Origin of the sequence: Streptomyces noursei (assembly GCF_001646665.1) — a bacterium.
In the GTDB taxonomy this organism is placed as follows: Bacteria; Actinomycetota; Actinomycetes; order Streptomycetales; family Streptomycetaceae; genus Streptomyces; species Streptomyces lavendulocolor.
Genome location: NZ_LWBU01000384.1, coordinates 1 through 23,363 on the forward strand (window position 1 = coordinate 1; position 23,363 = coordinate 23,363).

Consider the following 23,363-nt stretch of genomic DNA (forward strand, 5'->3'; position numbering starts at 1 on the left):
CATCGTCCTTCCCCCTCCTCAGAGCTCTTGATACCGGCGGGGGTGTGCGGCCTGCGCATCCCCAAAGGCCCGGACGGCCGCACGGCAGCCATCAGCCCGCTGACTAGCCCGACCACGGCCGCCACCCGCCCGCGCACGGCAGGCCGCCTTCAGCGGTCGCCAGCGGTGCCCCGGCCGACCGCGCCCTACCGCCCCTGGGCAGCCACTGCGGATGGACAGGCCGGCCCGGGGCAGCGCCGCCGTCCCTGCGCATCAGGCGGCACTGAACTGGTGAGCAGGCCCGTCGCGCCACTCCACCCACCGCGGGCCGTCCAGGACGGCGTCGGGTTCGGTGATACCGGCGCCCTCGAGGAAGACGACCAGGTCGTGGTCGCTGTAGGCGGTGCCGAGGATCTCGTCCTGGCCGTGCCGGTGCACGGTGACTCGCCGGCCGCCCGAACGGGAGGGCCGGTGCACGACGATCGGCGCGCTGCTCACGCCTCCCAGCGTGCCCCGGGCCGGGCGGATGGGCGAGTCAGCCGGCGACGGTCAGGGCGCGACGCCGGTGTCGAGGCGCAGCGGGAGCGGCTGGGCGCGCTCGGCGTCACGGCCCCGGAACCGGCCCCCGCGGCGAAGGCCAGCGGCGGCCGGGCAACCGCGTAGGAGCGGGGTGTCGCGGCGGCCCGCGCGGACGGTCGCCAGCTGGCTGAAGACGTGGGCGGACGAGGGCGTCGTGGTGCGGGTCAGCGAGGGCACCAAGACCCGTTTCGTCCACCACCGCCACACCTTTGGCAGCACCACCGACTGGGTCGCGCCCGGGCGAGTGGCGTCAGGCGATGGTGATGCTGGCAAGGATGCTTTGGAGCCGGCGGATCGCCTCTTCGGCTTCCACGTATTCCTCAAGGGACGGCGGGACGGCGCCGAAGGTGGCGCCGTCCTCAGCAGGCATCGCACGCCAGTGCAGGACCGGCGAAAGGGCTGTGGCAGCGGCGCCGAGGAACCAGGCAAGGCGCCCGTGGACGTGGGCCAGGGCGATGGCCACAGCAGCGAGCGCTTCCCGCAGGTGCTCCAGCCGTTCGACCTCGGGCAAGCTCTGCTGGGTCTCCGGGTTGCCCACGGCGGCGAACAGATCGGCAGCGGCCTTCGCCGCGACGGTACGGTCGTCGAACGACAGGACCCACACGTGATCGCGGATCAGCCGTTCCGCTTCCTTCACCAATTCTTCGATCTCTGCCCCGATGTTCTCCACGAGCGCCATCCTATGCCCGTTTTCGATCATCAACGGATCCCCCATGAGCACCGGACACCCCAGCGGGATCTATCGGACGAGTCCGCCGTCTGCGAGGAGCGACCCGGCGTAGGGCCGACTCCGATACCCCCTCCGCCGGGTGATCACTCGCCTAATGCGCGCGGCGGCCGCGCTCAGGGGTCGGAGCCGCCACGGAGCGGGCGCGGGTAGGGCGTGCATCCGAGGCCAGCACCGCCCTGGGAAGCGCGCGAGAGCAGATCACTCGCCTGAGGGGCGCAGCGCCGTCACGGGGACGGGATGCGCCGCAGTAGCCGGCCCCGGCCCTAGCTCGCTCTCCACACGGCCGCACCCAACAGCTCCACGCCGCTTTGAAGGGGTCCCACCAGCGCCCCGACGGCGCGAGCCTCACCGCGGAACCCCTTGGCCGTGCCCTACCGCGGCAGCATCCTGGTTGGGACAAGAATGTAGGTGGCGAGTCCCGCCCCAAGGTTTCCGCACTGGTTGGCCGGGTTGCTCACAGGGATGGCGGCGGCCAGGCCGGTGGCGCTGCCACTTCCCGCGGCGGTGGCCGCCTGCGGCCCGGGCCCGGTCGCATTACGGCACAAGTTGTTGAATGCTGCATTACCCGCACCGATGATCGAGGTGGCGGCGCGCTACCGGCGCAGCCGACAACCATCCCTGCCGAGAGCGCGACGGCTGCGGCAGTTGAACCCTTCCTCACATGGACACCTTTCCTGGGCTGGCTTCAGACACTCAACTGCCCCCGGTCCAGCCAGGACACGGATCGGTCGCCCCCTCCGCCTGGTGCGTGTCCAACGGCTCCCCGGCACGGGCGAAGCGCCACACCGGGCTGGTGCGAGCCCCTACGCGTCTGCCGGAATGCGCCGGAGTAGCCGGCCCTGTAGCTCGCTCGCCCACACGGCCACGTCTGGCAGCTCCGCGCCGTCTTGGAGGTAGCCGAGGAGCGCCACGACGGCGCGCGCCTCACCAGCGGTGAGCAGCGGCAGCCGGTCGCCCGGCTCGTCCATCACAAGGTCAAGGTCGTCTTCACCAGGGCCAACCGATCCAGGGTGGGAGCGGGTCTCGCCGCGGCGGATGCGTCCGTTGAACTGGTCTACACGGAAGGCACCCTGCGTGGTCTTCGCAAGGAACGCCAAGGGGTCGAATCTGTCGACCGTTGGGGCGGTGAGGTGCCGAAAGGTCCTATTGGCTCCGCCACTCGGCTCTCGTTTGCGGGGTACTGGCCCGGCTACCACGCCACCGGCGGCTTCCCCGGCGCCGGGCCCGCCCCTTGCCGTATCAGCTCCGCCACGTCATCCGAGTCCAGATGGTCAGCACGGATCGTCACACCAATACAACTAGGAGCTGTCCGGTCGATCACGTGGAGGTGGAGGAAAATGGCGGGACGGGGGTTGCTGGCCCCTGGTAGAACATGGATCGATGGGTATTCAGGAACGTGACCGCAAGGTGTACCGGCCTCTGCGGCGGGCTGGCCTTGAGGTGATCCCCAACGCTGTGCCAGCGGGCACGATGCCGTTCGTCCTCGGATACGGTGCGGAGGACCTGGCCGGAGGCTTCTCGCACCGATACGACACCTCGCGGCTGGTCGAGCGGCTCAATGCGGACTGGTACGACCTGGCGCTCTCCTTGGGCCTTTTCGACTACCGGCGCGAGTTTCTCGTGCAGCTTCCGCAGGGCACCCGTTCGCATCGGGCCACTCTGCAGCACCTGCACAGCGGCAACACTGCACCGGCGCTCTGGACCCGGGTCCGGCTGCTGGATCGCTGGGACATCATGGGCCGAGGCGCGGCATCGGCGTTCCTGGGCGTGCACTCGGGCCACCCGGGCTTCGGCATGATGGCTCTGGACGGCAGCGTGTACGTCGCAGCCTCGACGGGCGAGACCGGCATCGACGTGCTCGTGGTGCATCACCCGGACCGCTCACAGAACGTCCTGCGGCACCTGGAGTGGATCACGCGTTACGACAGCCCCTACGTCAACCGCGAGTTCAAGGAGCGGATCGCCGTCTGGCTCGTCGGCCGTGCAGGGGGTCTTCCGGGTCGCTGACGACGAGGTCCCGGACGGGCTGACTGATCATGTGCGGAGCCAGATGACGAGGGCGGCCGCGGTGACGGTGCCGAGGAAGACGTATCCGCGCTTGTCGTAACGGGTCGCGACGGCGCGGGAGTTCTTCAGCTTGTTGATGGCCCTCTCCACGGTGTTGCGCTTCTTGTACCGCTCTTCGTCGAAGCCCGGTGGCTGGCCACCTCGCGATCCTTTCCGCAGGCGGGCGGCCTGACTGTCGGCTTTCTCCGGGATCGTGTGTCGGATGCCGCGCCGCCGCAGGTACTGACGGCAAGGGCCGTTGCTGTAAGCCTTGTCGGCCGCGACGCTGTCGGGCTTCTTGCGGGGTCTGCCCAGTCCGAGGCGGGGGACCCGGATCTTTTCCAGCACCGGAACGAACTGGGTGCAGTCGGCTCGCTGCCCGGGTGTGACGATCAAGGACAGCGGGCGACAGTAGCCGTCCGCGCTCAGGTGGATGTTGCTGGTGAAGCCGCCGCGTGAGCGGCCCAGGCCCTCGCCTCCCGCACCACCTCCACCAGCCGGCCGACGAGGCTCTGCCACGGACTTTCGCGCTGGTGTTCCAGCGCCTTCTCCCCCTTTGAGGCAGTGAGAGCCGGCGGCGCTCCGGCCCACATCTTCGCGCTGCCGTACGAGCGACTGCCCGACATCCGCGCCCTGGCGGCCCCTGCAGGCCCGTGCTGCCTCTCCGCCGAACTCAGCGACCACCGGTTGGCCGCGCCCTTGGTCCGGCCCTGCCCCGTCGTGTGGTGCTCCGCCTCGAGATCCACTTTCGTACGGTTTTTGTATGTTGAAGGTACGTCCTTCGTGCGCCTTTGTACGCGGATGGCGGTGGTGGTGACGGTTGCGAACCGGGCTGGGCCGGTGTGAACGTAGCCCCTCCGGCGCGGCGGCCGGCCGTACGCCGACCTGGTCCAGGACGTCGCGGGTCAAACCTCGAGGTAGGCGACGACGACCACGGCCCGAAGGGCGGTCACCCAGTACAGAAGGCGCACACGCTCGACTTCATCGGCGTACTGGCGTCGGCGCGGGTCTTGGCCGCGTACGCACGGACCGCGTCGGCGGCCGCGGGCTCCAGCTGCCGGGCGGAGGTGTCGGCGGGGAAGTCACCTCTACCGACTATCTGGACCCGCGCACGGGTTCCTTCCCGGGCGCAGGTTCGCATTTATACAAGCCGTACGGTGAGCGCTACAGCAGTCTGTTGCCCTACAAACCGGGCGTTGAGGTTTGCCGAAGTCCGTACGCGCCGCTATTGGCGGGTGTCCTTGATTTCCTGAGGGGACGATAAGGCGGCCGATACAGCAAAGAAGGGATCAACAGCATGAACAATCGTGCCCTTGCCGTTGTGGGCCGGACTCGTCAGCACGCTGCTCTTCATCGGCCAGACGGCCGCGCACGCCGAAGCGATTCGCTGTTACACCAGCCCGTCCTACCTTGGGCATGCTGTGCTGGACATGACCCAGGACCTCTTCTACGTCGAAGACGGCGATGCAGACGCACGGCGGGTTGTTGCGAGTGCCTACAACTCCGCTGGCACTCGCCTGGCCTATGCCTATGACGCCAACGGCGCCGACAACGGTCCCGGAGCGGGTGTCTATGTTGACGCGTCGCGCGTCTACAGGGTCACGACGTGCACACAGCGGGGCACGGACATCACGACCCGTGCCAACTGCTGGAACACCTACTTCTGAGTGCCTCGCCAGGTGGCTTCGTTCACCTCCAGCAGCGTTTGTGGGGCAGTTAGCGGCTCTCGGGAGTGTCGGGCATGTTCATCAGGAACGAGGGGATCAACGTGCAACGGAAGAAAGATCAGAGGACTTCGCGTAGCTGGGCGCTCGTCGTGACCAGTGGGGCGCTGGCACTGGCAGGGGTATGCGCCTCCGCGGGCACCGCTCAGGCGGCCACCGGGTGGAACGCGACCGGTACCGGAGCCGATGTGGTGGGGGCCTGGGCACATGGCGAGTTCTGGTACGGCGGCACAGCGTCCGACACTGGCTACGCGAAGGTGACGATCACCGACTCGCAGCCGGACGGCGCCAGCGGTCGCCTCTACTTCCGCTGGCGCTGGGCGGTGGGAGGCACCAGCGGCGCGTACGGGCCGCTCACCGCCTCCGGCTACCAGAACGAGAAGACGCAGACGTACTCCTACGTCCGCCAGGGCCTCGACTCGTGGGACCCGTTCGAGGTGAAGGAGTGCCGAGTCGACGACGGAGTGGAAGTCGACTGCGGCGACTGGGACGTTCCGGAGCCCTTCAACAGCCACTGAACGTTCTGTCTGGCCCCGTGGCCACCGGCATAACCCCACTTCTGCCGGTGGCCCAGGTCAGGGCCACCGCTTCGGTGGCCTGAGCGCCCCTCAGCGGTGGTGTGCGAGCCGGGCGAGGAAGCGTGGGAGAACAAGCTCGCCACGCTGCGCTCATACCGGCGGGCGACCGGGCACCTCGCACCGCGGCAGGACGCCGTCTGGGACGACCCGGCCGACGGCAGCCCCGTGCCGATCGGTCAGCACATGGCAAACCTCCGCAGGAAAGGCGGCCTCGGAAAGGACCCGGAGCGGGCCCGCGAGCGTCGCTGAGCCAGGCGGAGCAAAGGCCCTTCAGGGGCCGCGGGCGGCCGGTGGGGGCAGTCGCTCCGGGCGCGCTGAGCGAGGACCGGGCCGCGCAGCTCGCGGAAATCGATCCGGACTGGTGCCCAGCCTGGCCGATCGACTGGCAGCGGCACTACGCGGGCATGCGGGCGCTGGTGGGTCGACGGCGCGGTGCGGCGGTCGATGAGATCACCCCGGAATGACCGTGCACGGCTCGGACCGGGCGGTGTGGTGGTGCACGCCTAGGGCCCCTGCGAACAAACCGGTGTGCTGACGGCCGCCCGGCGGATCCGTACGGGCCTCAGGACATGCTGCCCCGGCACACCGTCCCCACGGCCGGGGTGCGGCCCGTGCGGAGGTATTTGTCGACCGCCTCCGTGACGCAGCGGTTCTGCGGGTATGTGCCGTGGCCCTCCTCCTCGGCCGTCAGGAGCACGCCGACACCGTCGCCCAGGGCGCGTGCCATGTGGCGGGCGCCGGGATATGGGGTAGTCGGGTCGCCGGTGCCGCCGACCACCAGGACGGGGGCCGCGCCGTCGGCGTTCACCTGGGGCGTGGCGCGCTCGCCGTCGAACGGCCAGTCGTAACAGAGGTAGACGCCGGTGGACCAGGCCGCGCCGAAGACAGGTGAGGCGGCTTTGATGCGGGCCTCGTCCCTGTCGAGGCGTTCGAAGCCAGGGCGCAGGTTGGAGTCCGCGCAGGTGATCGCGGTCTGGGCGGCGCGGCTGCTGTCGCGCGGGGTCGCTGCGCGGTCAGCGGAGCCGATGTCGTCCGAGCCCTTGCTCAGCGGACCGCCGTCGTTGTGGTCGATGAGCGCGGTAAGGGCCTTGGCGAGCGGCGACCAGCCGTCTGTGCCGAGGTCGAGATGGTCGCTGACGGTGTGCGCGAGGTCGTCGGCGTCGAGGTTCCTTCCGCCGCCGGCCGGGGCGGGCGTCTTCTCCAGGCGGTCGGCCAGGCGCGCCATGCGTCGCGCGGCCTCCTCGGGCCCATCGCCGGTCGGGCAGTGGCGGATACGGGCCGCGCAGTGCGCAGCGAACCGGTCGAACGCCGCCTGGACCGCCTTGACCTGCGACACCTGCTCCTCGTTGAGGTCCTCGGTCGGATCGACGGACGCTTCGAGGACGAGCCGTCCGACGTGCGACGGGTACAGGTGGGCGTAGACCGCGCCGAGCGCCGTTCCGTACGAGACGCCGAAGTAGTGCAGCCGCTCGTCGCCGAGGAGGTAGCGCATCAGGTCGAGGTCGCGCGCGGTGTGCGAGGTGCCGATGTACGGGAGGAGCGCCCCGGAATGCTCGGCGCAGGCGTCGGCCCCGTCGTAGCCGGTGTCGTCCGCGGTCTTGCCGCAGCGCACGGGGATGGTTGCGCCAACGCCGCGCGGGTCGAAGGAGACCAGGTCGTAGCGGTCGAGGAGCGGCTTGTACTGGTTGAGTCGTTCGGGCAATCCGCTCACGCCGGACACGCCCGGGCCGCCGAAGTTGAGGACGAGTGAGCCGATGCGCCGGGCGTTCGGGCCGGTGGCCTTACGGCGGATCAGGGCGACGTCAATCGTCCTGCCATCTGGTTTCCGGTAGTCGAGGGGGGCCTTCATGGCGGCGCAGTCGTAGCCCGTGCGCGCGGTGGGCGGCGAGGTGCAGCGGGACCAGTGGAGGTGCTGGCCGGTGGTGAGCGCGGTGGGCAGACCGGCGGGCGGGTTGTTCGCGGTGAACTCCGTACGCGGCTCCGCACTCCGGCCGGGAGCGTCGTGCTGGAGCCAGGCGCCGACGGCCCCAATCGCGGCGAGGACGACTCCGGCGATAATCCGCGCACCGACCGAAAGGCCGGGTCTGCGGCTTCGTATCGGATGTGCGTCACTCATCGAAATCCCCGCGCTCCCGCCCCTGGACGCCCGCCCCGTGCCCGCATGCCCGTGTCCGTGATCGTCCGATCGTCGAATGAGTGGAGAGTACAAGCCGTCTCGGACAGCAGCTCAGCTCCTGGCGTCACGGATACCCAACCCGGTGAACGTATGCGGTCACAGCACAAGTGATCACCCCGCAGTCGCTGCTCCGGACATCGAAGCACACGACGACCTGTTGGGGTCAGCCTGCCTCTCAGCCGTGTCGGCCAAGGACGCCGTCGCGGACTCAGGCACCGCCCCGGCGGAGCCCAGCCACCGCCCACTTGGCCCGCGTGGACAGACCGCTGAGGGTCTTTGCCGACTCCGCGCCGATCCGGTCCAGCAGATACCTCCCGTGCGCCATCGTCGTACGTGCGAGGTCCGCGTCACCCGCCTCGACGGCGGCCAGTACCAGCTCCAGGTGCTGCTCGGTGATCAACCGGCCGAGCCCCCTGCGGTGCCACTGGGCGACCGTGTCGTCCGGCGCGCCGCCCTCCACGCCGACCGCCGTCCGCGCCCGGTGCAACGCACGCGCGGCGGCCGCGAGGTCGCCCCTGCCGCGCTCCACCCGGGCGAGGACGTACGCCTCCGACGCGCGGTCCCATGCCGAGTCCTGGAGCGAGAGCAGGTAGACCTGGGCACGGGCCGCCTGCGCGTGGTCACCGACACGCTCCAGGGCACGGCTCAGCTTCCTCAGCCGCCCGGCGTCCGGGCCCGTGTCGTCCAGCAGACGGATGAGGGCGGCCCGGGCATGTTCGATCCGGCCCTGCCGGCGGGCCAGCTCAACCCAGGTGAACGGGCTCTGCGCGGCCGGGCCGAACCGCTCGGCCTCCTGGACACGCGCCCAATCGACAGCTCCGCCGCCACCGCCGGTCGCTGCGGACGTCGCCGAACGCAGCAGCTGAGCGTCCTCGTCGCGCCCGTACGACGCCACCAGCACCGCCGCGAGCCACCGCGTCTCGTATCCCTCCGCACCGACGGCCTCCTCCCGCTCGGGGACCTCCCGTCCCACAACCTCCCGCTCCAGCAGGAAACGGAGCAGCGGCAGATCGTCGTCGCGCCGGTCCTCGTACGCCGCCCACAGCACCCCTGCCCGCAGCACCGCGTCCCCGGCCGCCGCGTCGCGCGCGCCGGGGGCACCGGCCCGCACGCGTCCCAGCGCCTCGCGACCGGGGCCCAGAACGATGTCGCGCAGGGACAGGTGGTAGGACTCGTCGAGCCGGTACGCGCAGAGGTCGCGCGCGTTGAGCAGGACATGGTGCGGATCGGTGCGCCCGGCCGCGGACTCCGCCATGGCGAACAGCTCGACCAGGGGCCTTCGCGGCAGACCGAGACCGCTGAGCAACGCCTCCCGCTGCGCGTCCAGTTCGGGCGCGAACTCCTCGCGCGCCTCGTCGTCGGAGGCACGCACCGCCGCGATCATGCCATCCTCGTCCAGGTCGGTGGTGAGGCCCTCGCACCAATCGGGCAGCCGGACGAGCATCTCCAGCGCCTCGCCGACGCCGTCGGCCATCAGCACGGCCTCGCCCTCGGAGGAGGCGTGGAGGACGGCTGCGCACGCGCACAGGAAGTACGTCCCCCCGGTGTCGTCACCCGCTATCGGCTCCAGCGGCGCACCGGACGCCAGCCGCACGTCCTCGACGTGGTACACCCGTTCCACGTCGAAGTTGAACGGGAAGGCCGCCAGTTCGGCCAGGTCGGGTCGGGTGCGCAGCAGGTGCAGAACGGGGTCGGTCATGCGACCGAACCCTAGCCACCCCGGAGTCCCGGGCCGCGCGTGCGGGTAGACGACGACTGTCCCATAGTCCGAGGTATGGACGCGCGCGAAAGGGCGCTCCGACAGGCACACGGCCACGCCCTCGGCTGGCTGGCCGCCCTGCCCGACCGCCAGGTCCCCCACCCGCGCCTGGGTCGACGAGATCGTGCGCGCGCTCGGCGCCGACCTGCCCGAGGACCCGAGCGCCCCCACCGACGTCGTCGACCTCCTGGTCACGGCCTGAGAGCCGGGGCTCACCGCCTTCCCGGCGGACGCTTCTACGGCCTCGTCGTCGGTGGCACCGAACCGGCCGCACCCGCCACGGACTGGCTGGTCAGCGCCTGGGGGCAGAACTGCGTGATGCGCACCCTCTCGCCCGCGTACGCGGCGGCGGAGGACATCGCCGGCGCCTGGCTGCTTGACCTGCTCGGCCTGCCCCCGGACAGCGCGGTCGGCTTCACCGCCACGACGGCGAACTGCACCTGCCTCGCCGCCGGGCGCGACACCGCGCTGCGGCGGGCCGGCCGGGACCACTTCTGCGACGGACTGGCGGATACGCACGGATGAGTGGCGTACCAGGACGTCCCACGTCTTCAGCACCGTTGTAACGTTGTCCGCAAACGATCGGGGGGATTCAGTGACGAGGTCCTTGCACTTCGGCTGGGAGCTGAGCGGCTCCGGCTGGGCGACGTGCAGGATCTGGGACGGCTCGACGAAGCATCGGGACATCGTCAGCTACGGCACAAACGCGCTCGCCGACTTGTTGAAAGGCGTGACGGGCCTCTACGGCCCCCTTGGCATCCAGCGGTTCTCGTTCGACCTCGAGCCGGCAGAGGCGCGGTGGATTCTTCGTCGCCGAAACAACGACGTGCACATCACGATCCGTCGCTTCCCGGACATGTCGACCAGCTTTGACGCACCGGACGGGAAGGGCGCCCTCGTGTGGACGTCCACACGTCCTCGCACATCCCTGGCACATGCGGTCCTGATGGCTGCCGAGAAGGTGCGGCGAACCCACGGCGAGGACGGCTACCTCCAGAAGTGGCAGCTGCACGCCTTCCCCACCACCGAACTGGAAACCCTTCGTCACCTGCACCTGGCAGCAGATGACTGCGCTCTCCAACACTGAACCAACGGTGCCTCACCGCGCAGACAGAAGCTAAGCCAGAAGATGCCAGCAGCGACGGCATACGGCATCTCTGCGGGGGAAGCAGCGCGGGAGGCCGGGCTGCGCCCGCCGGGTACAGCCGCACCACCCGGGCCCCGGCGGGACCAGGTGGTGCGGTAGCCGGTGCCGCCTCGTACGCTGCCGCCATGACTGAGATCCACACCCCGACGCCCCGTGACGCCTTCGACCTGCTCATGGCCGGCAACCAGCGCTTCGTCGCCGGTACCGCCGAGCATCCGAACCAGGACGCCGCCCGCCGCAGCGAGACCGCACCGTCCCAGCAACCGTTCGCTGTGCTGTTCGGCTGCTCCGACTCCCGGCTGGCCGCCGAGATCATCTTCGACCGTGGCCTGGGCGATCTGTTCGTGGTCCGCACTGCCGGCCACGTCGCCGGCACCGAAGTGCTCGGCTCGATCGAGTTCGGCGTGAGCGTTCTGGGCGCGCCGCTGGTCGTCGTCCTCGGCCACGACTCGTGCGGCGCCGTCGCCGCGGCCTGCTCCGCCCTCAGGGACGGACGGACTCCGAGCGGATTCGTCCGCGACGTCGTCGAGCGCGTCACCCCCAGTGTGCTGGCCGCCCGCGCCGCCGGCCGTGAGAGCGCCGAGGAAATCCTCGCCGAGCACATCGAACACACCGTGGACCTGCTCCTGGAGCGCTCTCGTGTACTGGCCGACGCGGTGACCGAAGGCCGGACAGCCGTGGTCGGGCTGTCCTACCGGCTGGCCGACGGCAGCGCCCGGCTCGTTGCCACCCGCGGCCTCGACGCGGCAGCCACCGCCGCCCTCTGACCCGCCCCGCGGGGGTCCTCCGAAGCCAAGGCACGGGACCCCGCGGCCCGGCCCAGCCGGTTGACGATCCCCAGCCCCAGCCCCTCCGTCAGCAGGGAGGCGACGATGAGGTCGCACCCCTGCTGATCGAGTCCGCGCAACGACCCCTACAGCCCCCGGGCGTAAGCCGTTGTGCTCAGCGCCTCCAGCCACCTGCCGTCCAAGGAAGCCGACGACACCCACACGACCGCCGGCTCGGCCGGCGCCGATCCGCGGCTGCGCACTGCGCGCGGACGCGGCGGAGCGGATCATCGTCCCGGTCACCGGCCCGCGCGGCATCGACCCGGAGCCATGCGACGGATCCTTCGCCCTAAAGGCCCTCGGGCAGCTCCCCCGTGACCACCCTGCGCGGCCGGGCGCAGTCCGGCCGGAGGCGGTGGACAGAATCGCCCGCACGGTCATCGTCTTCGTCCGGCAGGTCCTCACTGCGGTACGCACCAGCGCGGAGTTCACTCGATGGCGTCCACTGCGGTGGGGCCCGTCGAGCAAGCTTCAGTCGATGAACTCCACTCGGTGCTGACGTGGCCGGTTGGTACCACGAGTGGCTCCCCGGAAAACACCGAAGGCAAGGAGAGAGATCTCCTTGCCTCTCCCAAGGTATAGCGCATCGGGGGGCTTGCGGCAAGGCCCCTGCCAGGGCGCAGAATCGTCGGCCGAGACCACAACCTGCGGAAACGGGGACACGAGGTGCGTGTGTTGGATATGAGGACCTGCTCGGCCGGCTGTTCGGCAGCGCTGAAGACGCTGCCGACCCGAGCGGCAGACGCAGGACGACGGAGCCCGGCCGCCTCGGGGGTGTCGCGATGAGTGAGCAGTTCGTGCGGGACCTTCAGGAGGTCGACGAGACACAGGTCGCGGGCGTCGGCGGCAAGGGCGCGCACCTGGGCGTGCTGTCGCGGATCGAAGGCGTCAGCGTGCCAGGCGGCTTCTGCGTGACGACTGACGCCTTCCGGCGGATCGTGGCGGAAGCGCCGTCGATCGGGGACCGCCTCGATCAGCTGTCACTGCTGCATCCCGACGACCAAGGGGCGGTCCGGAGTCTCAGCGCGCAGATCCGCCGGGCCATCGAAGAGTTCACCATTCCGGGCGATCTCGCGACGGCGATCACCCGCGCGCTCGCCCGGGTCGGCGAACAGGCGGCCTACGCAGTGCGGTCCAGCGCGACGGCGGAAGACCTGCCGACGGCGTCCTTCGCCGGCCAGCAGGACACGTACCTGAACGTCGTCGGGCCGGAGGCGATTCTCCGGCACGTCAGCCGGTGCTGGGCCTCACTGTTCACCGAGCGGGCCGTGACCTACCGCCGGCGCAACGGCATCGATCACCGCGCGGTCCACATGGCCGTGGTCGTACAGCGGATGGTGTTCTCCCAGGCGGCCGGCATCCTGTTCACGGCTGATCCGGTCTCGGGCAACCGGAAGGTCGCCACCGTCGACGCCGGCTTCGGGCTGGGCGAGGCCTTGGTCTCCGGCCTGGTGAACCCGGATGTCTACAAGGTGCGGGACGGCCGGATCGTCGCAAGGACGATCGCCGCCAAGGAGCGTGCCGTGCACGCACTGCCGAACGGCGGCACGCGGACCAGGGCGATCGACGCTCGGCAGCAGGAGCAGCCGGCGCTGACCGACGAACAGGTCGTACGGCTGGTACAGCTCGGGCGCCGGATCGAGGAGCACTTCGGCAGCCCGCAGGACATCGAGTGGTGCCTGGCCGGTGACGGCTTTTGGATCGTGCAGAGCCGGCCGATCACGACGCTGTTCCCCATCCCCGAGACCGACGACGAGGCGAATCACGTCTACGTCTCCGTCGGACATCAGCAGATGATGACCGACCCCATGAAGCCCCTGGGGCTGTCCCTGTGGAAGCTGACGGCTATGGCGCCGATGCACGACGCGGGCGGGAGGCTCTTCGTCGACGCCACCCGCGCGCTGTCCTCGCCCGCGAGCCGCGCCGGCCTCATGGACCTCGTGGGGAGGTCCGATCCGTTGACCAGGGACGCACTGGAGACGGTCCTCGACCGGGACGACTTCGTCCCCTCCTTCCCGGACCCCGAGCCCGGCGGCCGTCCCGTCGGCGGCGCGCCCACCCCGATCGAAACCGACGCGGCCGTCGTCACCCGGCTGATCGAGCGCAGCGAGAAGTCCGTCGTCACTCTGCGGCGTGACATCGCCGGGAAGTGCGGACCGGCGTTGTTCGACTTCCTGCTGCAGGCCTTCGAGGAGCACAAACGGGTCCTCACCGATCCGCTGAGCCTTCAGGCGATCATGGCGGGCATGGAGTCCACGTGGTGGCTCAACGACAAACTGTACGAGTGGCTGGGCGAGAAGAACGCGGCCGACACCCTCACGCTGTCCGCGCCTGACAACATCACCTCGCAGATGGGATTGGAGCTGCTCGACGTCGCGGACGTGATCCGTCCCCATCCGGAGGTGGTGGAGTTCCTGCAGACCGTCGAAGATGACGACTTCCTCGACGAGTTGGCGAGGTTCGCGGGCGGGCCCGAAGCGCGCGACGCCATCGAGGCCTATCTCGACCGGTACGGCATGCGCTGCGTCGGAGAGATCGACATCACGAGGCCCCGCTGGCGCGAACGCCCCAGCACGCTCGTGCCCGCGATCCTCGACAACGTCAGGAACTTCGAGCCGGGCGCGGCCGAGCGGCGCTTCGAGGAAGGCCGGCAGAAGGCGCTGAAGAAGGAACAGGAGGTGCTGACCCGCCTGCGGGCCCTGCCCGACGGGGAGAGCAAAGCGGACGAGACCAAGAAGATGATCGACCGGGTCCGGACCTTCATCGGCTACCGGGAGTACCCCAAGTACGGCATCATCAGCCGCTACTTCGTCTACAAGCAGGCCTTGATGGCAGAGGCCCGGTGTCTCGTGCGGGCCGGCGTGCTCGGCGACGAGGAGGACATCTTCTACCTCACCTTCCAGGAGCTCCACGACCTCGTGCGGTCCAAGCGGGTCGACGGCCGGCTCATCCAGCGGCGCAAGGAGGCGTTCCGGTCGTACCACGCGCTCAGGCCGCCCCGCGTCCTCACCTCGGAGGGCGAGACCGTCAACGGCACCTACCGACGCGACGACGCGCCGGCCGGTGCCCTGGTCGGCCTGCCGGTTTCCGGCGGGACCATCGAGGGGCGGGCCCGCGTCGTCCTGGACATGGCGCAGGCCGATCTCGAACCGGGCGACATCCTGGTCACGGCCTTCACCGACCCCAGTTGGTCACCCCTGTTCGTCGGCATAGCGGGCCTGGTGACGGAGGTGGGCGGTCTGATGACCCACGGCGCGGTGATCGCCAGGGAGTACGGCTTGCCGGCCGTCGTAGGCGTGGAGCAGGCCACCGGTCTGATCAAGGACGGCCAGCGCATCCGCGTACACGGAACCGACGGATACATCGAGATCCTCCCCTGACCGATTCCGTTGAGGAGACGCTTTGGCAGGTTCCGCCAGGGATGGCCACCGCATCGGGACAGGGCGGTGGCCGCTCCTCCCCCAAGCGTCACCACCCTGCTGCCCGACAGGCAGGCCACGACCGGCGGCCCCCTCGTCGACGCGCAGCGGAAGCGGCCGGGCCCGCTCGGCGTCACGGCGACCCCCACTGCGCCACTGCGGGCCGGTGACGGCGTGGGAACGCGGTGGCACGGGGCGGCGGACGCGCGCGTACCTGCCCCCGTGAGGGCACCTGGCAGGAGCGCCGCGCTCCAGCAGCGAGTACTTCGTGCACGACGGCCAGGAACACCCCTTACGTCTGGGGACCTGGAATCGACCTTCTCGCCGGGCGACGCTGTGCACCGACCGCCGGCCCTCCCTGAGGGAACCGGGAATGCACTGGTCACGATGTGGTTCTGCCGGTGCGGACCGGAGTAAGGGAGCCTTCAGCGTCCGGCGCCAGGATGCTTACCGGGGTCGTGCCCCAGGTCCTCCGTCACGGGCAGGCACTCGGCGAGCAAGTCGACGACGTCGCGCCAGGCTCGCTGTGCGTGGCGTGGGTGGTGGCCGACGCCGGGGACCACGGGGTGATCGACCGGTGGGTGGTGGAAGGCGTGCAGGGCGCCGCCGTAGACAGCCAGGCGCCAGTCGACGCCCGCGGCCTGCATCTCCGCGGTGAACGCGTTCCGTTGCGCGGGCGGCATGATCGGGTCTTCCGAACCGACCCCGGCCCATACCGGGCAGCGAATGCTTGCCGCCTCGCCCGGCCGGCCCGTGGTCAGTGCGTTGACTGTCCCGATCGCGCGCAGGTCGACGCCGCCGCGCCCGAGTTCCAGCGCGACGGCGCCCCCGGTTCCGTAGCCGATGGCGGCGATCCGGTCGGGGTCGGTCCGCGGTTCGGTGAGCAGCACGTCGAGCGCCGCATGGCCGATGCCCCGCATCCGGTCGGGATCGGCAAGCAGCGGCAGACAACGGGCCAGCATCTCCTCGGGATCGCCCAGATAGCGCCCGCCGTGAAGGTCGAAGGCCAGCGCCACATAACCCAGTTCGGCGAGCGCATCGGCCCGGCGGCGCTCGACGTCGCTGAGCCCCATGCCCTCTGGTCCGATCAGCACCGCAGGCCGACGGTCGACACCGGCCGGGAGCGCGAGGTGCCCGATCATCGTCAAACCGTCGGCCGGATACTCGACCGTACGCGTCGTCATCATCGTCACGGGACTGGACTGTAGTGATCGCCGAGCCCGGTCTGGCCGGTGTTCTGCCGCCGGCAGAACAGTGCGTGCTTTGCTCCAGGAGTAGCCCTTCCCGTCGTACAGAGGCGGGGGGGCGTCCACTGGTGGCTGTCGGGTGCCGGGTTCGCGCACTCCCGCTGGCAGGGGGCCGCCCGCGCACCGTGCACCGGTTCGTGCGATGACGGCAGTCGGGGAGCGCGGCGGTACCCGCTCTCGTGCGGTTCTGCTGTGCCCGATTCCCCGCAAGCGAACCCGCCGTGTGCTACCGGCTGGAGGCGCGACCAACCGTCCTCGCCACGTCCTACTCCTCCGGTTCCCAGGCGCGGAGCAGGTCGAGCAGCCCTGCGTCTCCATCGACGTGCAAGGATTCGGCGGGGATACGGTCGTACAAGTAGAGGACCAGCTCACTGGCCGTGCCACGTACGGAGGCGCCGGCTGCGTCTGGGTCCTCGCCGGCCGCGGCAGTGGGTGCGGAGATACGGGTGGAGCGTGCGCCGTCGCCGTCGACCGTGAGGCGCCAGGAGCGGCCCTCGGTGGTGTGGAAGTCGAAGGCCGTGGGCTTGTGTGGCCAGGCGCTGGCCGTCGCGACGCAGGTGAACAGGAACTCCTCGACACCGTCGAGTGCGACCTCGGCCGGCAGCGGCTGCGGGTCGCCCGCGGCGAGCAGGGCGTCATAGGTGTGCACGGCGCTCTCCTGGACCCGGTGCCGGGCCACTCCGCCAGAGGTCCGCGGCGTCTGCAGGGCACTCCACCACGCCCAGCAGCCGGCGTCCGGTCCTGCCTCGCGCAGGGCGCTCAGCAGAAGCCGGGTCGACGCGGCCAGCCAGGCCAGCAGGGCGTCACGGTCCCGCGGCACTTCCAGCGCGGCGCGCGCGGCGGCGGCCTCGGCCGGGGGAGCGTCGGCAGGCCCCGCGCCGACGATGGCGGCCCAGTAACGGTCTCCCCCACCCAGGTGCTTCACCAGATCGAACAGCGTCCACCCCGGGCAGGTCGGCACCGGTGCGTCGAGGGTGGGCGCGGCGGCGACCGCGGTGCGGAAGGCGGTCGACCGTTCATCGATCAGTCGCAGCAGATCAGGGAACTCAGGATTCTTGTCCACGCCGGAGATCTATCACCGTCCTCCGGTGAAGGACAGCGATTTTCGCAGTCGCCCGCCGGTTGGCCGTTGCGGACGACGTCCCGGCCTCCCACCGCTCAAGTGCCGGGCTGCGCACTGCTGCGAGGACGCTCGGTGGTGATGACGTACGCCCGGCGTCGTACTGCCGGTGTTCCAGGCTCGCCGTGTGCGCAGCGTCAGGTCGGTGTACTGGATGGGGCCGGCCGACGGTGGGCGAGGCCGGTCTTCCACGGCAACGGGCGCGTCATTCCGAGTTCTTGCACCGCGGCGGAGGGTGGTCCGCCTTCGGAGCGTTCGGTCCTGCGGGCCTCCGCTGCCCGTGGTCAGGGGGCGGGGGGCGACGGCTTCGGCGGGCGCGCGTGACCGCTGAGCATTTGGCCGATCACCGCGCCCAGGTGGATGACCACCCCGACCGCCACCAGCCAGGAGATAATGATCATGACGACGCCGACGGGGCCGTACCGCTGTTCGTTCGCCACGATCGCCGACGAGAAGTAGCGCGCCGAGAACACGCCCAGACCCGTCCAGCACACGCTGGTGACCAGCGCGGCGGGCAGGAGGGCACGCCACCGGACGGCGCCGGACAGGAGCACCCATACCGTGCTCCACCAGAAGGCGGCCGCCCAGGCCCAGCCCGCCAGGCTTTGCAGTGGCAGCCCTTCCGCCACCCGGCCCAGCGCACTCTGGACCGCGGTGAAGAGCAGGAGGTACACGAGCCAGACCAACTGGATCGTGACGTCGTGCCAGCCCCGATGTGGGACGTCGAACAGCGTCTGGTACCAGCTCTGGAGAGTGCCCGCCACGGCCATGGCCCCCAGTGCCATGAGGAAGCCGCTCACCACCGTCACGGTGTCCGCCCCGGGTCCGGGCACGAAGAGCGACGCCACGGCCTCCGCCGCCTCCTGGTTCAGCCCCAGCCATCGCACGACGACCGTGGTGGTGTCCCGCCCCGTGGCCTCCGTGAGCACGATGAGCATCGGGAAGAAGCACAACAGGGCGAGCGCGGCCAGCTGGAGCGCGTGGTTGAAGAAGTCGGCCTCCGTGAGCTGGCCCCACAAGCCGCGCCACAGCCTGCCCGGCCCGCTCTCGCGGAGGCGCCGGGCCTGCCGCGACGCCCAGTGCCGGGGCGGCGGGCCTTCCCGCTTCCGACGCGCTTCGCCTCCCATGGAGGCATTGATACCGGCGCGTTCCCCGGTTGTCGCGCCGCCGTGCCGTGGCTCACGGCTGGGTGAGCCCGTCCAGGAGGCCACGGCCGTACGTCCACGTTCCTGGCCCACCGGCGGAGTCGGGGGCAGCGGCCCTGCTCCCGCGCCAGGCGCTTCAGCCGTCGCCGGGATCGTGCGGGTTCACCCGGTAGGTCAGTTCGTAACGCGCACCGGCGTCGTCGAAGCGGGCCACCTGGAAGCCGGCGCCCGCGAGTGATGTGGCCAGCTGCACCGAGCCGATGACGTCCTCTACGCTGCCGTCCTCGTTGGGCCGCACCACCACCTCGACCGTCGCCGGGCCGGGCAGCGGCCGGGTGACATCCAGCGACCACGTCTCGCCCTGCTCCATCTCCCGCCGGGCGACCTGCTCACCGTTCCACCGCAGCGTCACGACATCGACCTCCGGCACACCGGGAACGTTGTGGTTCGAGCGCGGTGACTCGCAGAAGATCCAGCTGAGGACCCCGTCGGCAGGGGCGGGGGCGGGGGTCGGGGCAGGTCCGGGTACGTCGTCGATCTGCCTGACCTTGTAGGTCAGCTCGTACTGGGCCCCGGCCTCGTCGAAACGGGCCTCGTGGAAGTCGGTGGCGGCAAGGCCCGTGCCCACGTCGGCGGCGCTCAACTGCACCGAGCCGATGACGTCCTCTACGCTGCCGTCCTCGTTGGGCCGCACCACCACCTCGACCGTCGCCGGGCCGGGCAGCGGCCGGGTGACATCCAGCGACCACGTCTCGCCCTGCTCCATCTCCCGCCGGGCGACCTGCTCACCGTTCCACCGCAGCGTCACGACATCGAGCTCCGGCACACCGGGAACGTTGTGGTTCGAACGGGGCGACTGGCAGAAGATCCAGCTGAGGATTCCCTCGTAGGACGGCATGGCGTGCGCCTCCGGGCTCGACGGCGGGTCCCGAACACCGTCCGCCCTCGCGCCCCGCCCCGCCACCCGGCCTCCGCCATCCGGAGCTGCCGAAGGCAGGGTCACCGGCGTCCGCGTCATCGGCGGTACGGTGCGTCCGCCGTGGCCGCGGGCGCCTGCGCGGCAGGCGGGCTCCGGTCGCGGTGGCGGCCGCGAGCCGCCGGCGGAGTCCTTGCCGACGGCTCGAGAACCGCCGCATCGCGGCTGTCCCGGGAGGGTCCGTGGTATGAGGCCTCACCCGCTCTCCGGGGTGTGGCCGCGGTATGCCTGCGGGCCGGATCCGCTTTACGCGCCCGCCCGTTCGTGATCAGCTGCACACCGAACAATCGAACGACTTCTGGGGAGAGGTCGAGGAGGGGGAGCGTGCCGATGAGCACGAACACACGGGAGACGGCACGACGGTGCCCCCGGTGCGGAGGCGCGGTGCAGGGCGGCGGGCGGTTCGTCGTCTGGTGCTCCGAGTGCGACTGGAACGTCGATCCGGTGCCGCCCGAGGAGGACCGCGGGCGATTGGGGAAGGCGCGGCGTGCCCTGGCACGCCGCCATGGCGAACAACTGCTCGCCGAGATGACCGGCGGCGCAGTTCCGGCCCCGAGGCGTGACCCGGCCGCACTCGCCGCCTATGCGATCGCCCTGCTCGTGCACGGTGTCACGGTCCTACTCGCGGCGGGCGGGACGTGGTTCCTCGTGACGGGATGGGGCCGTCCCCTGATGGCCGTGGGCGTGTTCCTGCTGGCGCTGGCGTGGACGCTCCGGCCCCGGCCGTACCGCCTGCCCGAGGACGGCACGCCGGTCCTGGCGCGGGCGGACGCCCCGGCGCTGTACGCGTTGATCGACGAGGTCGCCGGCGTCGTGGGGACCCGGGGTGCCGACCTTGTCGTGGTGGACGGTGGCGTCAACGCGAGCGTGACGACCCGCGGCGTGCGCGGCCGGCGAGTGCTGACGCTGGGGCTGCCGCTCTGGGAGATCCTCACGCCCCAGCAGCGGATCGCCCTGCTGGGGCACGAGTTCGGCCACTACAGCAACGGGGACGCCCGGCACGGCCGGGTGCTCGCGACCGCGTACCGCTCCCTGACCACCTGGCGCTACTACTTCGCGCCCACGCCGGACCCGTCCCTCCTCGACCTGCTCGTCAACCTGCTCTCCCTGCCGCCCCGCGCGGCGGTCCACGGTGCGCTCGCCCTGCTCGACCGGCTGTCCCTCCGGGCCACCCAGCGCGCGGAGTACCTCGCGGACTCCGCGGCCGCCCGTGCCGGTTCCACCGAGGCCGCCGTCGGACTGATGGACCGGCTCCTCGTCGCCGACTCGGTCGTGACGACACTGCGACGGGAGGGCAACGCGGCCCAGGTCGTCCGGCGCGGCACCGCGACCGGGGACCGGGCGGACGGACTGTGGGAACGCCTCGCCGCGGAGACGGAGTCCATCCCGGAGGACGAGTACGAGCGCCAGCGCCGCGTCGGCGCGCTGCGCGGACACAGCGTCGACTCGACCCACCCGCCGACGCACCTCCGGCGCGCCTGCCTCCTCCTCGGCGACGCCCGTGCGGCGGCGGTGACCATGACGGACGACCGGGGCGGCTCGATCACCGCCGAGCTCGCCGGCCCCCGCAGCGTGGTGGCGCGGCACATCGTCCGGCAGGGATTCCCGGGCTAGGCCGAGGACGACGACCGGTTCCCCGCGCTTGGCGTCGACTCCGTCGGACACCCGGGGGGCTCCGCCCGGAGCGGGGATCGGCCGTCCGTCTCCTCCAGCGACCGCACCGCCGCTGCGGCGTTCGGTGTACGGAAGCAGGCGCTCGGCGCCCCCATCCCTTCAACCGGTGCCGATCAGCTGGTGCAGACGCTGCCTGACCGCCCGCTGGATGTGCTGGGCGCAGCGCAGGTGGGCCTCGGCCGATCCGCCGTGCGGGTCGGTGATGTCGAGGTCCGGGTCGAGGCACAGGGTACGGCCCTCCACGTCCGGTACCAGCGTGAGGAGCGCGTCCCGGTGCTCCCGGGTCATGCAGTAGATGTGCGTGCTGCTCCGGCACAGCCGCGGGGTGAGCGGACGGGCACGGCGCAGCCGGGGGTGTCCCGGACCGAGTGCCGGGCGTATGCCCAGACCGGCGAGGACCGGGCCGGTGTGCGGGGACATCGGCGCCCCCCACCGCCACGCCGTGGCCCCCAGCCCCGCGCTGGTGATCCGCAGGGCGGCCCCGGCCTTCCCGTACCGCCGCGCCTCGCTGCGGGCCATCGAGGCGGCGAGGGGTGAGCGGAAGGTGTTGCCGCCGCAGACGAACAGCACTCGTTGCGTCGGCCCGGCCGGGCGGCGCCACCGCGACGCCGCCGGATGGCTCAGAGCACCGATCGCGGCGACGATCAGGACCAGTGCCAGCAGTTCGGCGTCCGTCGGGGTGGGCAGCCCTGCCGTGTGGTGCAGCAGGTAGGCGGCTGCCAGGCCCGAGAGGAGGCTGGCGCAGCGGTTGACCGGTACGCACCAGGAGAACGCGCGGCGGTCGAGGTAGATCAGTGTGCCGAAGACGAACAGGGCCTCGTAGGCGACTCCTACCGCGGCGGCCGTCCAGGCGGGCGGGGTCGTGAGGAAGGTGGTGAAGCCGGCGCGCAGTCCCGGCTGGCCGGCCAGGGCCCCGGCTGCCAGCAGCACGGCGAGCCAGAGGGGGGCGGTGGCGTGCTCCACGACGAAGTACCGGCGGTCGGTGGCCACCGCGCCGGATTTCGCCACACGGCTCATGATCTCGAACCGGGCGGCGTAGCAGACGAGGTAGACGCCCACGCTCGTCGCCGCGAGCAGCGGGAGGTGGAAGTCCCGGACACCGCTGACCGCCACCAGCACCGCGGCCAGGCTCAGCAGCAGGGCGGCCCATGCCGAGGAGGGCACGTGCCGCTGCCGGGCCTTGTCGATGAGCGGAGAGGTGATCAGGACTCCCCCGCGCATGAGCAGCAGGACGAACAGGACCGAAACGTGGGTGAAGGTGAAGTTGAGCGTGGTGGCACCGATGACGAGGGAGGTGAAGAACCCCGCCCACACCAGGCTCCAGGTCGCGGACCTGGAGCGGTCGGGGTCGGGGACAGCGGGCCGGCGTGCGTGACGCCACCACCCGCTGGCCAGCAGGAAGACGGGCATGGCGGCCAGCTGGCCGAGAGCCGCCGCCGGCAGTAGCACCAGCCCGTCCACCGGCTCGCCGGCGAACGGGGGAATGCCGTTCGTCAGTGCCTTGAGCAGCAGTACGTAGGGAATGTAGGAAAGGAAGTATCCGAACGCGAGCCAACCCATTCTCACCCCTCCCCGCCCGGTCCCCTCCGGGGGCGAACGCGCATGGCCGGTCCCCCGTAGGAGCCCCCGCACTCATCCGCGTCTCCTCGTGCCCGCCCGGATCGGCACGCCCCGTAGAGAGCGTGACCTCCTGCCGCGGTGTCCACAAGCGCTTGCATCGTGGGAATCGATGGTGTGGTTGCACGCCAGCGCAATACCGGTACGACCAGCCCGACACCCGCGCCCCCACCCCCCCGAGCCGCCGCACCTGCACGACGCAGGGCCGGACAGGCCGCGGCAACACAGCACAGCCGCGGCCGGGACGGCGGGGTGTTCGTGCCGTTTCGCCGGAGCATCGGCCCGGCCCCACGGCACGGAGGCCCCGGGGGCGTTCCGTGTATCCGGAGCGGCTCCCACGCGGGGCGTCATCGCCGTACGATCTGCGCCAGGGGGAGCCGAAGGGTTCGAGGGGGGCACGTGTCCGGTGCGAGAACGTTTGCCAACAGGCGTGGTCGGCGACGCCGGGTGGTCGCCGCTTCGGCAGCCGCAATCATGCTGTCGGGCTGCTCGGGCGGCGCGTCCGGGGGCGGCGGTGCGTCTTCGCCACCGCGCTCCCCGTCCCCTTCGTCGCAACCCGGCAGTCCCTCCGCCGAGCGGTTCACCGCGGATCCCGACCGAGCGCCGAAGAGCGCCCGTCA

22 protein-coding genes and 1 pseudogene are annotated in these 23,363 nt (G+C 71.0%); 9 read left to right on the plus strand and 14 right to left on the minus strand.

Going from position 1 to position 23,363, the window contains the following annotated elements:
* Positions 1-252: 252 nt before the first annotated feature.
* The 4 genes from A4V12_RS30635 to A4V12_RS37790 all read right to left on the minus strand — a co-directional run bounded on the left by A4V12_RS30635 (position 253) and on the right by A4V12_RS37790 (position 2,385).
* Positions 253-477, minus strand: a complete 225-nt coding sequence (locus A4V12_RS30635) for a hypothetical protein (protein ID WP_064072734.1) — start codon at positions 475-477, stop codon at positions 253-255.
* Positions 478-528: 51 nt separating this feature from the next.
* Positions 529-738 (minus strand): hypothetical protein, encoded by a 210-nt coding sequence (locus tag A4V12_RS30640; RefSeq protein ID WP_159028962.1) that lies wholly within the window; start codon positions 736-738, stop codon positions 529-531.
* A 70-nt stretch (positions 739-808) separates the two neighbouring features.
* On the minus strand, positions 809-1,228 hold the full coding sequence (locus A4V12_RS30645) for a hypothetical protein (protein ID WP_234372390.1): 420 nt from the start codon (positions 1,226-1,228) through the stop codon (positions 809-811).
* An 863-nt stretch (positions 1,229-2,091) separates the two neighbouring features.
* Positions 2,092-2,385 (minus strand): hypothetical protein, encoded by a 294-nt coding sequence (locus tag A4V12_RS37790; RefSeq protein WP_159028963.1) that lies wholly within the window; start codon positions 2,383-2,385, stop codon positions 2,092-2,094.
* A gap of 283 nt (positions 2,386-2,668) precedes the next feature.
* On the opposite strand from A4V12_RS37790, the gene A4V12_RS30650 reads away from it, so the two are divergent.
* Positions 2,669-3,295 carry a hypothetical protein gene (locus A4V12_RS30650; RefSeq protein ID WP_064072736.1) on the plus strand — a complete coding sequence of 209 codons (627 nt, stop codon included), beginning with the start codon at positions 2,669-2,671 and terminating at the stop codon, positions 3,293-3,295.
* A 27-nt stretch (positions 3,296-3,322) separates the two neighbouring features.
* On the opposite strand, the gene A4V12_RS37795 is transcribed toward A4V12_RS30650, so the two are convergent.
* Both A4V12_RS37795 and A4V12_RS35785 read right to left on the minus strand, forming a co-directional pair.
* Positions 3,323-3,853, minus strand: coding sequence for an IS5 family transposase (locus A4V12_RS37795; RefSeq protein WP_159028964.1), 531 nt, complete (start codon positions 3,851-3,853; stop codon positions 3,323-3,325).
* A gap of 430 nt (positions 3,854-4,283) precedes the next feature.
* Positions 4,284-4,475 (minus strand): hypothetical protein, encoded by a 192-nt coding sequence (locus A4V12_RS35785; protein WP_079137480.1) that lies wholly within the window; start codon positions 4,473-4,475, stop codon positions 4,284-4,286.
* Between the two features lie 166 nt (positions 4,476-4,641).
* Between A4V12_RS35785 and A4V12_RS30665 the strand changes: the two genes are divergently transcribed.
* From A4V12_RS30665 to A4V12_RS40050, 3 genes are all read left to right on the plus strand, one after another.
* Positions 4,642-5,001, plus strand: coding sequence for a hypothetical protein (locus tag A4V12_RS30665; protein ID WP_064072737.1), 360 nt, complete (start codon positions 4,642-4,644; stop codon positions 4,999-5,001).
* Between the two features lie 74 nt (positions 5,002-5,075).
* Positions 5,076-5,576, plus strand: a complete 501-nt coding sequence (locus tag A4V12_RS30670) for a hypothetical protein (RefSeq protein WP_159028965.1) — start codon at positions 5,076-5,078, stop codon at positions 5,574-5,576.
* Positions 5,577-5,675: 99 nt separating this feature from the next.
* Complete coding sequence (locus A4V12_RS40050; protein WP_423549271.1) at positions 5,676-5,885, plus strand: helicase associated domain-containing protein; 210 nt, start codon at positions 5,676-5,678, stop codon at positions 5,883-5,885.
* Positions 5,886-6,198: 313 nt separating this feature from the next.
* Here the strand turns inward: A4V12_RS40050 and A4V12_RS30680 are convergent, their stop codons facing one another.
* Positions 6,199-7,752: an alpha/beta hydrolase gene (locus tag A4V12_RS30680; RefSeq protein WP_064072740.1), complete on the minus strand. Its 1,554-nt coding sequence runs from the start codon at positions 7,750-7,752 to the stop codon at positions 6,199-6,201.
* A 268-nt stretch (positions 7,753-8,020) separates the two neighbouring features.
* Positions 8,021-9,511, minus strand: a complete 1,491-nt coding sequence (locus A4V12_RS30685; RefSeq protein WP_234372391.1) for a hypothetical protein — start codon at positions 9,509-9,511, stop codon at positions 8,021-8,023.
* A gap of 378 nt (positions 9,512-9,889) precedes the next feature.
* Here A4V12_RS30685 and A4V12_RS39265 point away from each other — a divergent pair, with 378 nt between their 5' ends.
* From A4V12_RS39265 to A4V12_RS30700, 3 genes are all read left to right on the plus strand, one after another.
* Positions 9,890-10,096, plus strand: a complete 207-nt coding sequence (locus A4V12_RS39265; RefSeq protein ID WP_234372392.1) for a hypothetical protein — start codon at positions 9,890-9,892, stop codon at positions 10,094-10,096.
* An 82-nt stretch (positions 10,097-10,178) separates the two neighbouring features.
* Positions 10,179-10,658, plus strand: a complete 480-nt coding sequence (locus A4V12_RS30695; RefSeq protein WP_234372393.1) for a hypothetical protein — start codon at positions 10,179-10,181, stop codon at positions 10,656-10,658.
* Between the two features lie 185 nt (positions 10,659-10,843).
* On the plus strand, positions 10,844-11,485 hold the full coding sequence (locus A4V12_RS30700) for a carbonic anhydrase (protein ID WP_064072742.1): 642 nt from the start codon (positions 10,844-10,846) through the stop codon (positions 11,483-11,485).
* 32 nt (positions 11,486-11,517) lie between these two features.
* Here the strand turns inward: A4V12_RS30700 and A4V12_RS39270 are convergent.
* Positions 11,518-11,661 (minus strand): annotated as a pseudogene (locus A4V12_RS39270) (Sua5 family C-terminal domain-containing protein); the annotation flags it as partial.
* A gap of 666 nt (positions 11,662-12,327) precedes the next feature.
* On the opposite strand from A4V12_RS39270, the gene rph reads away from it, so the two are divergent.
* Positions 12,328-14,925, plus strand: coding sequence for a rifamycin-inactivating phosphotransferase (gene rph, locus A4V12_RS30705; protein WP_064072743.1), 2,598 nt, complete (start codon positions 12,328-12,330; stop codon positions 14,923-14,925).
* Positions 14,926-15,389: 464 nt separating this feature from the next.
* Here the strand turns inward: rph and A4V12_RS30710 are convergent, their stop codons facing one another.
* The 4 genes from A4V12_RS30710 to A4V12_RS30725 form a co-directional block, all read right to left on the minus strand.
* On the minus strand, positions 15,390-16,157 hold the full coding sequence (locus A4V12_RS30710; protein ID WP_064072744.1) for a dienelactone hydrolase family protein: 768 nt from the start codon (positions 16,155-16,157) through the stop codon (positions 15,390-15,392).
* 319 nt (positions 16,158-16,476) lie between these two features.
* Positions 16,477-17,274 carry a maleylpyruvate isomerase family mycothiol-dependent enzyme gene (locus A4V12_RS30715; protein ID WP_064072745.1) on the minus strand — a complete coding sequence of 266 codons (798 nt, stop codon included), beginning with the start codon at positions 17,272-17,274 and terminating at the stop codon, positions 16,477-16,479.
* 341 nt (positions 17,275-17,615) lie between these two features.
* Positions 17,616-18,458 (minus strand): YhjD/YihY/BrkB family envelope integrity protein, encoded by an 843-nt coding sequence (locus A4V12_RS30720; RefSeq protein ID WP_064072746.1) that lies wholly within the window; start codon positions 18,456-18,458, stop codon positions 17,616-17,618.
* A gap of 154 nt (positions 18,459-18,612) precedes the next feature.
* Positions 18,613-19,374, minus strand: coding sequence for a hypothetical protein (locus tag A4V12_RS30725; RefSeq protein WP_064072747.1), 762 nt, complete (start codon positions 19,372-19,374; stop codon positions 18,613-18,615).
* A gap of 408 nt (positions 19,375-19,782) precedes the next feature.
* Here A4V12_RS30725 and A4V12_RS30730 point away from each other — a divergent pair, with 408 nt between their 5' ends.
* Positions 19,783-21,066 (plus strand): M48 family metallopeptidase, encoded by a 1,284-nt coding sequence (locus tag A4V12_RS30730; RefSeq protein WP_064072748.1) that lies wholly within the window; start codon positions 19,783-19,785, stop codon positions 21,064-21,066.
* A 159-nt stretch (positions 21,067-21,225) separates the two neighbouring features.
* On the opposite strand, the gene A4V12_RS30735 is transcribed toward A4V12_RS30730, so the two are convergent.
* The gene (locus tag A4V12_RS30735; RefSeq protein WP_064072749.1) at positions 21,226-22,686 is read right to left on the minus strand and encodes a low molecular weight phosphatase family protein; all 1,461 of its coding nucleotides are present in this window, start codon (positions 22,684-22,686) and stop codon (positions 21,226-21,228) included.
* Positions 22,687-23,363: the final 677 nt, after the last annotated feature.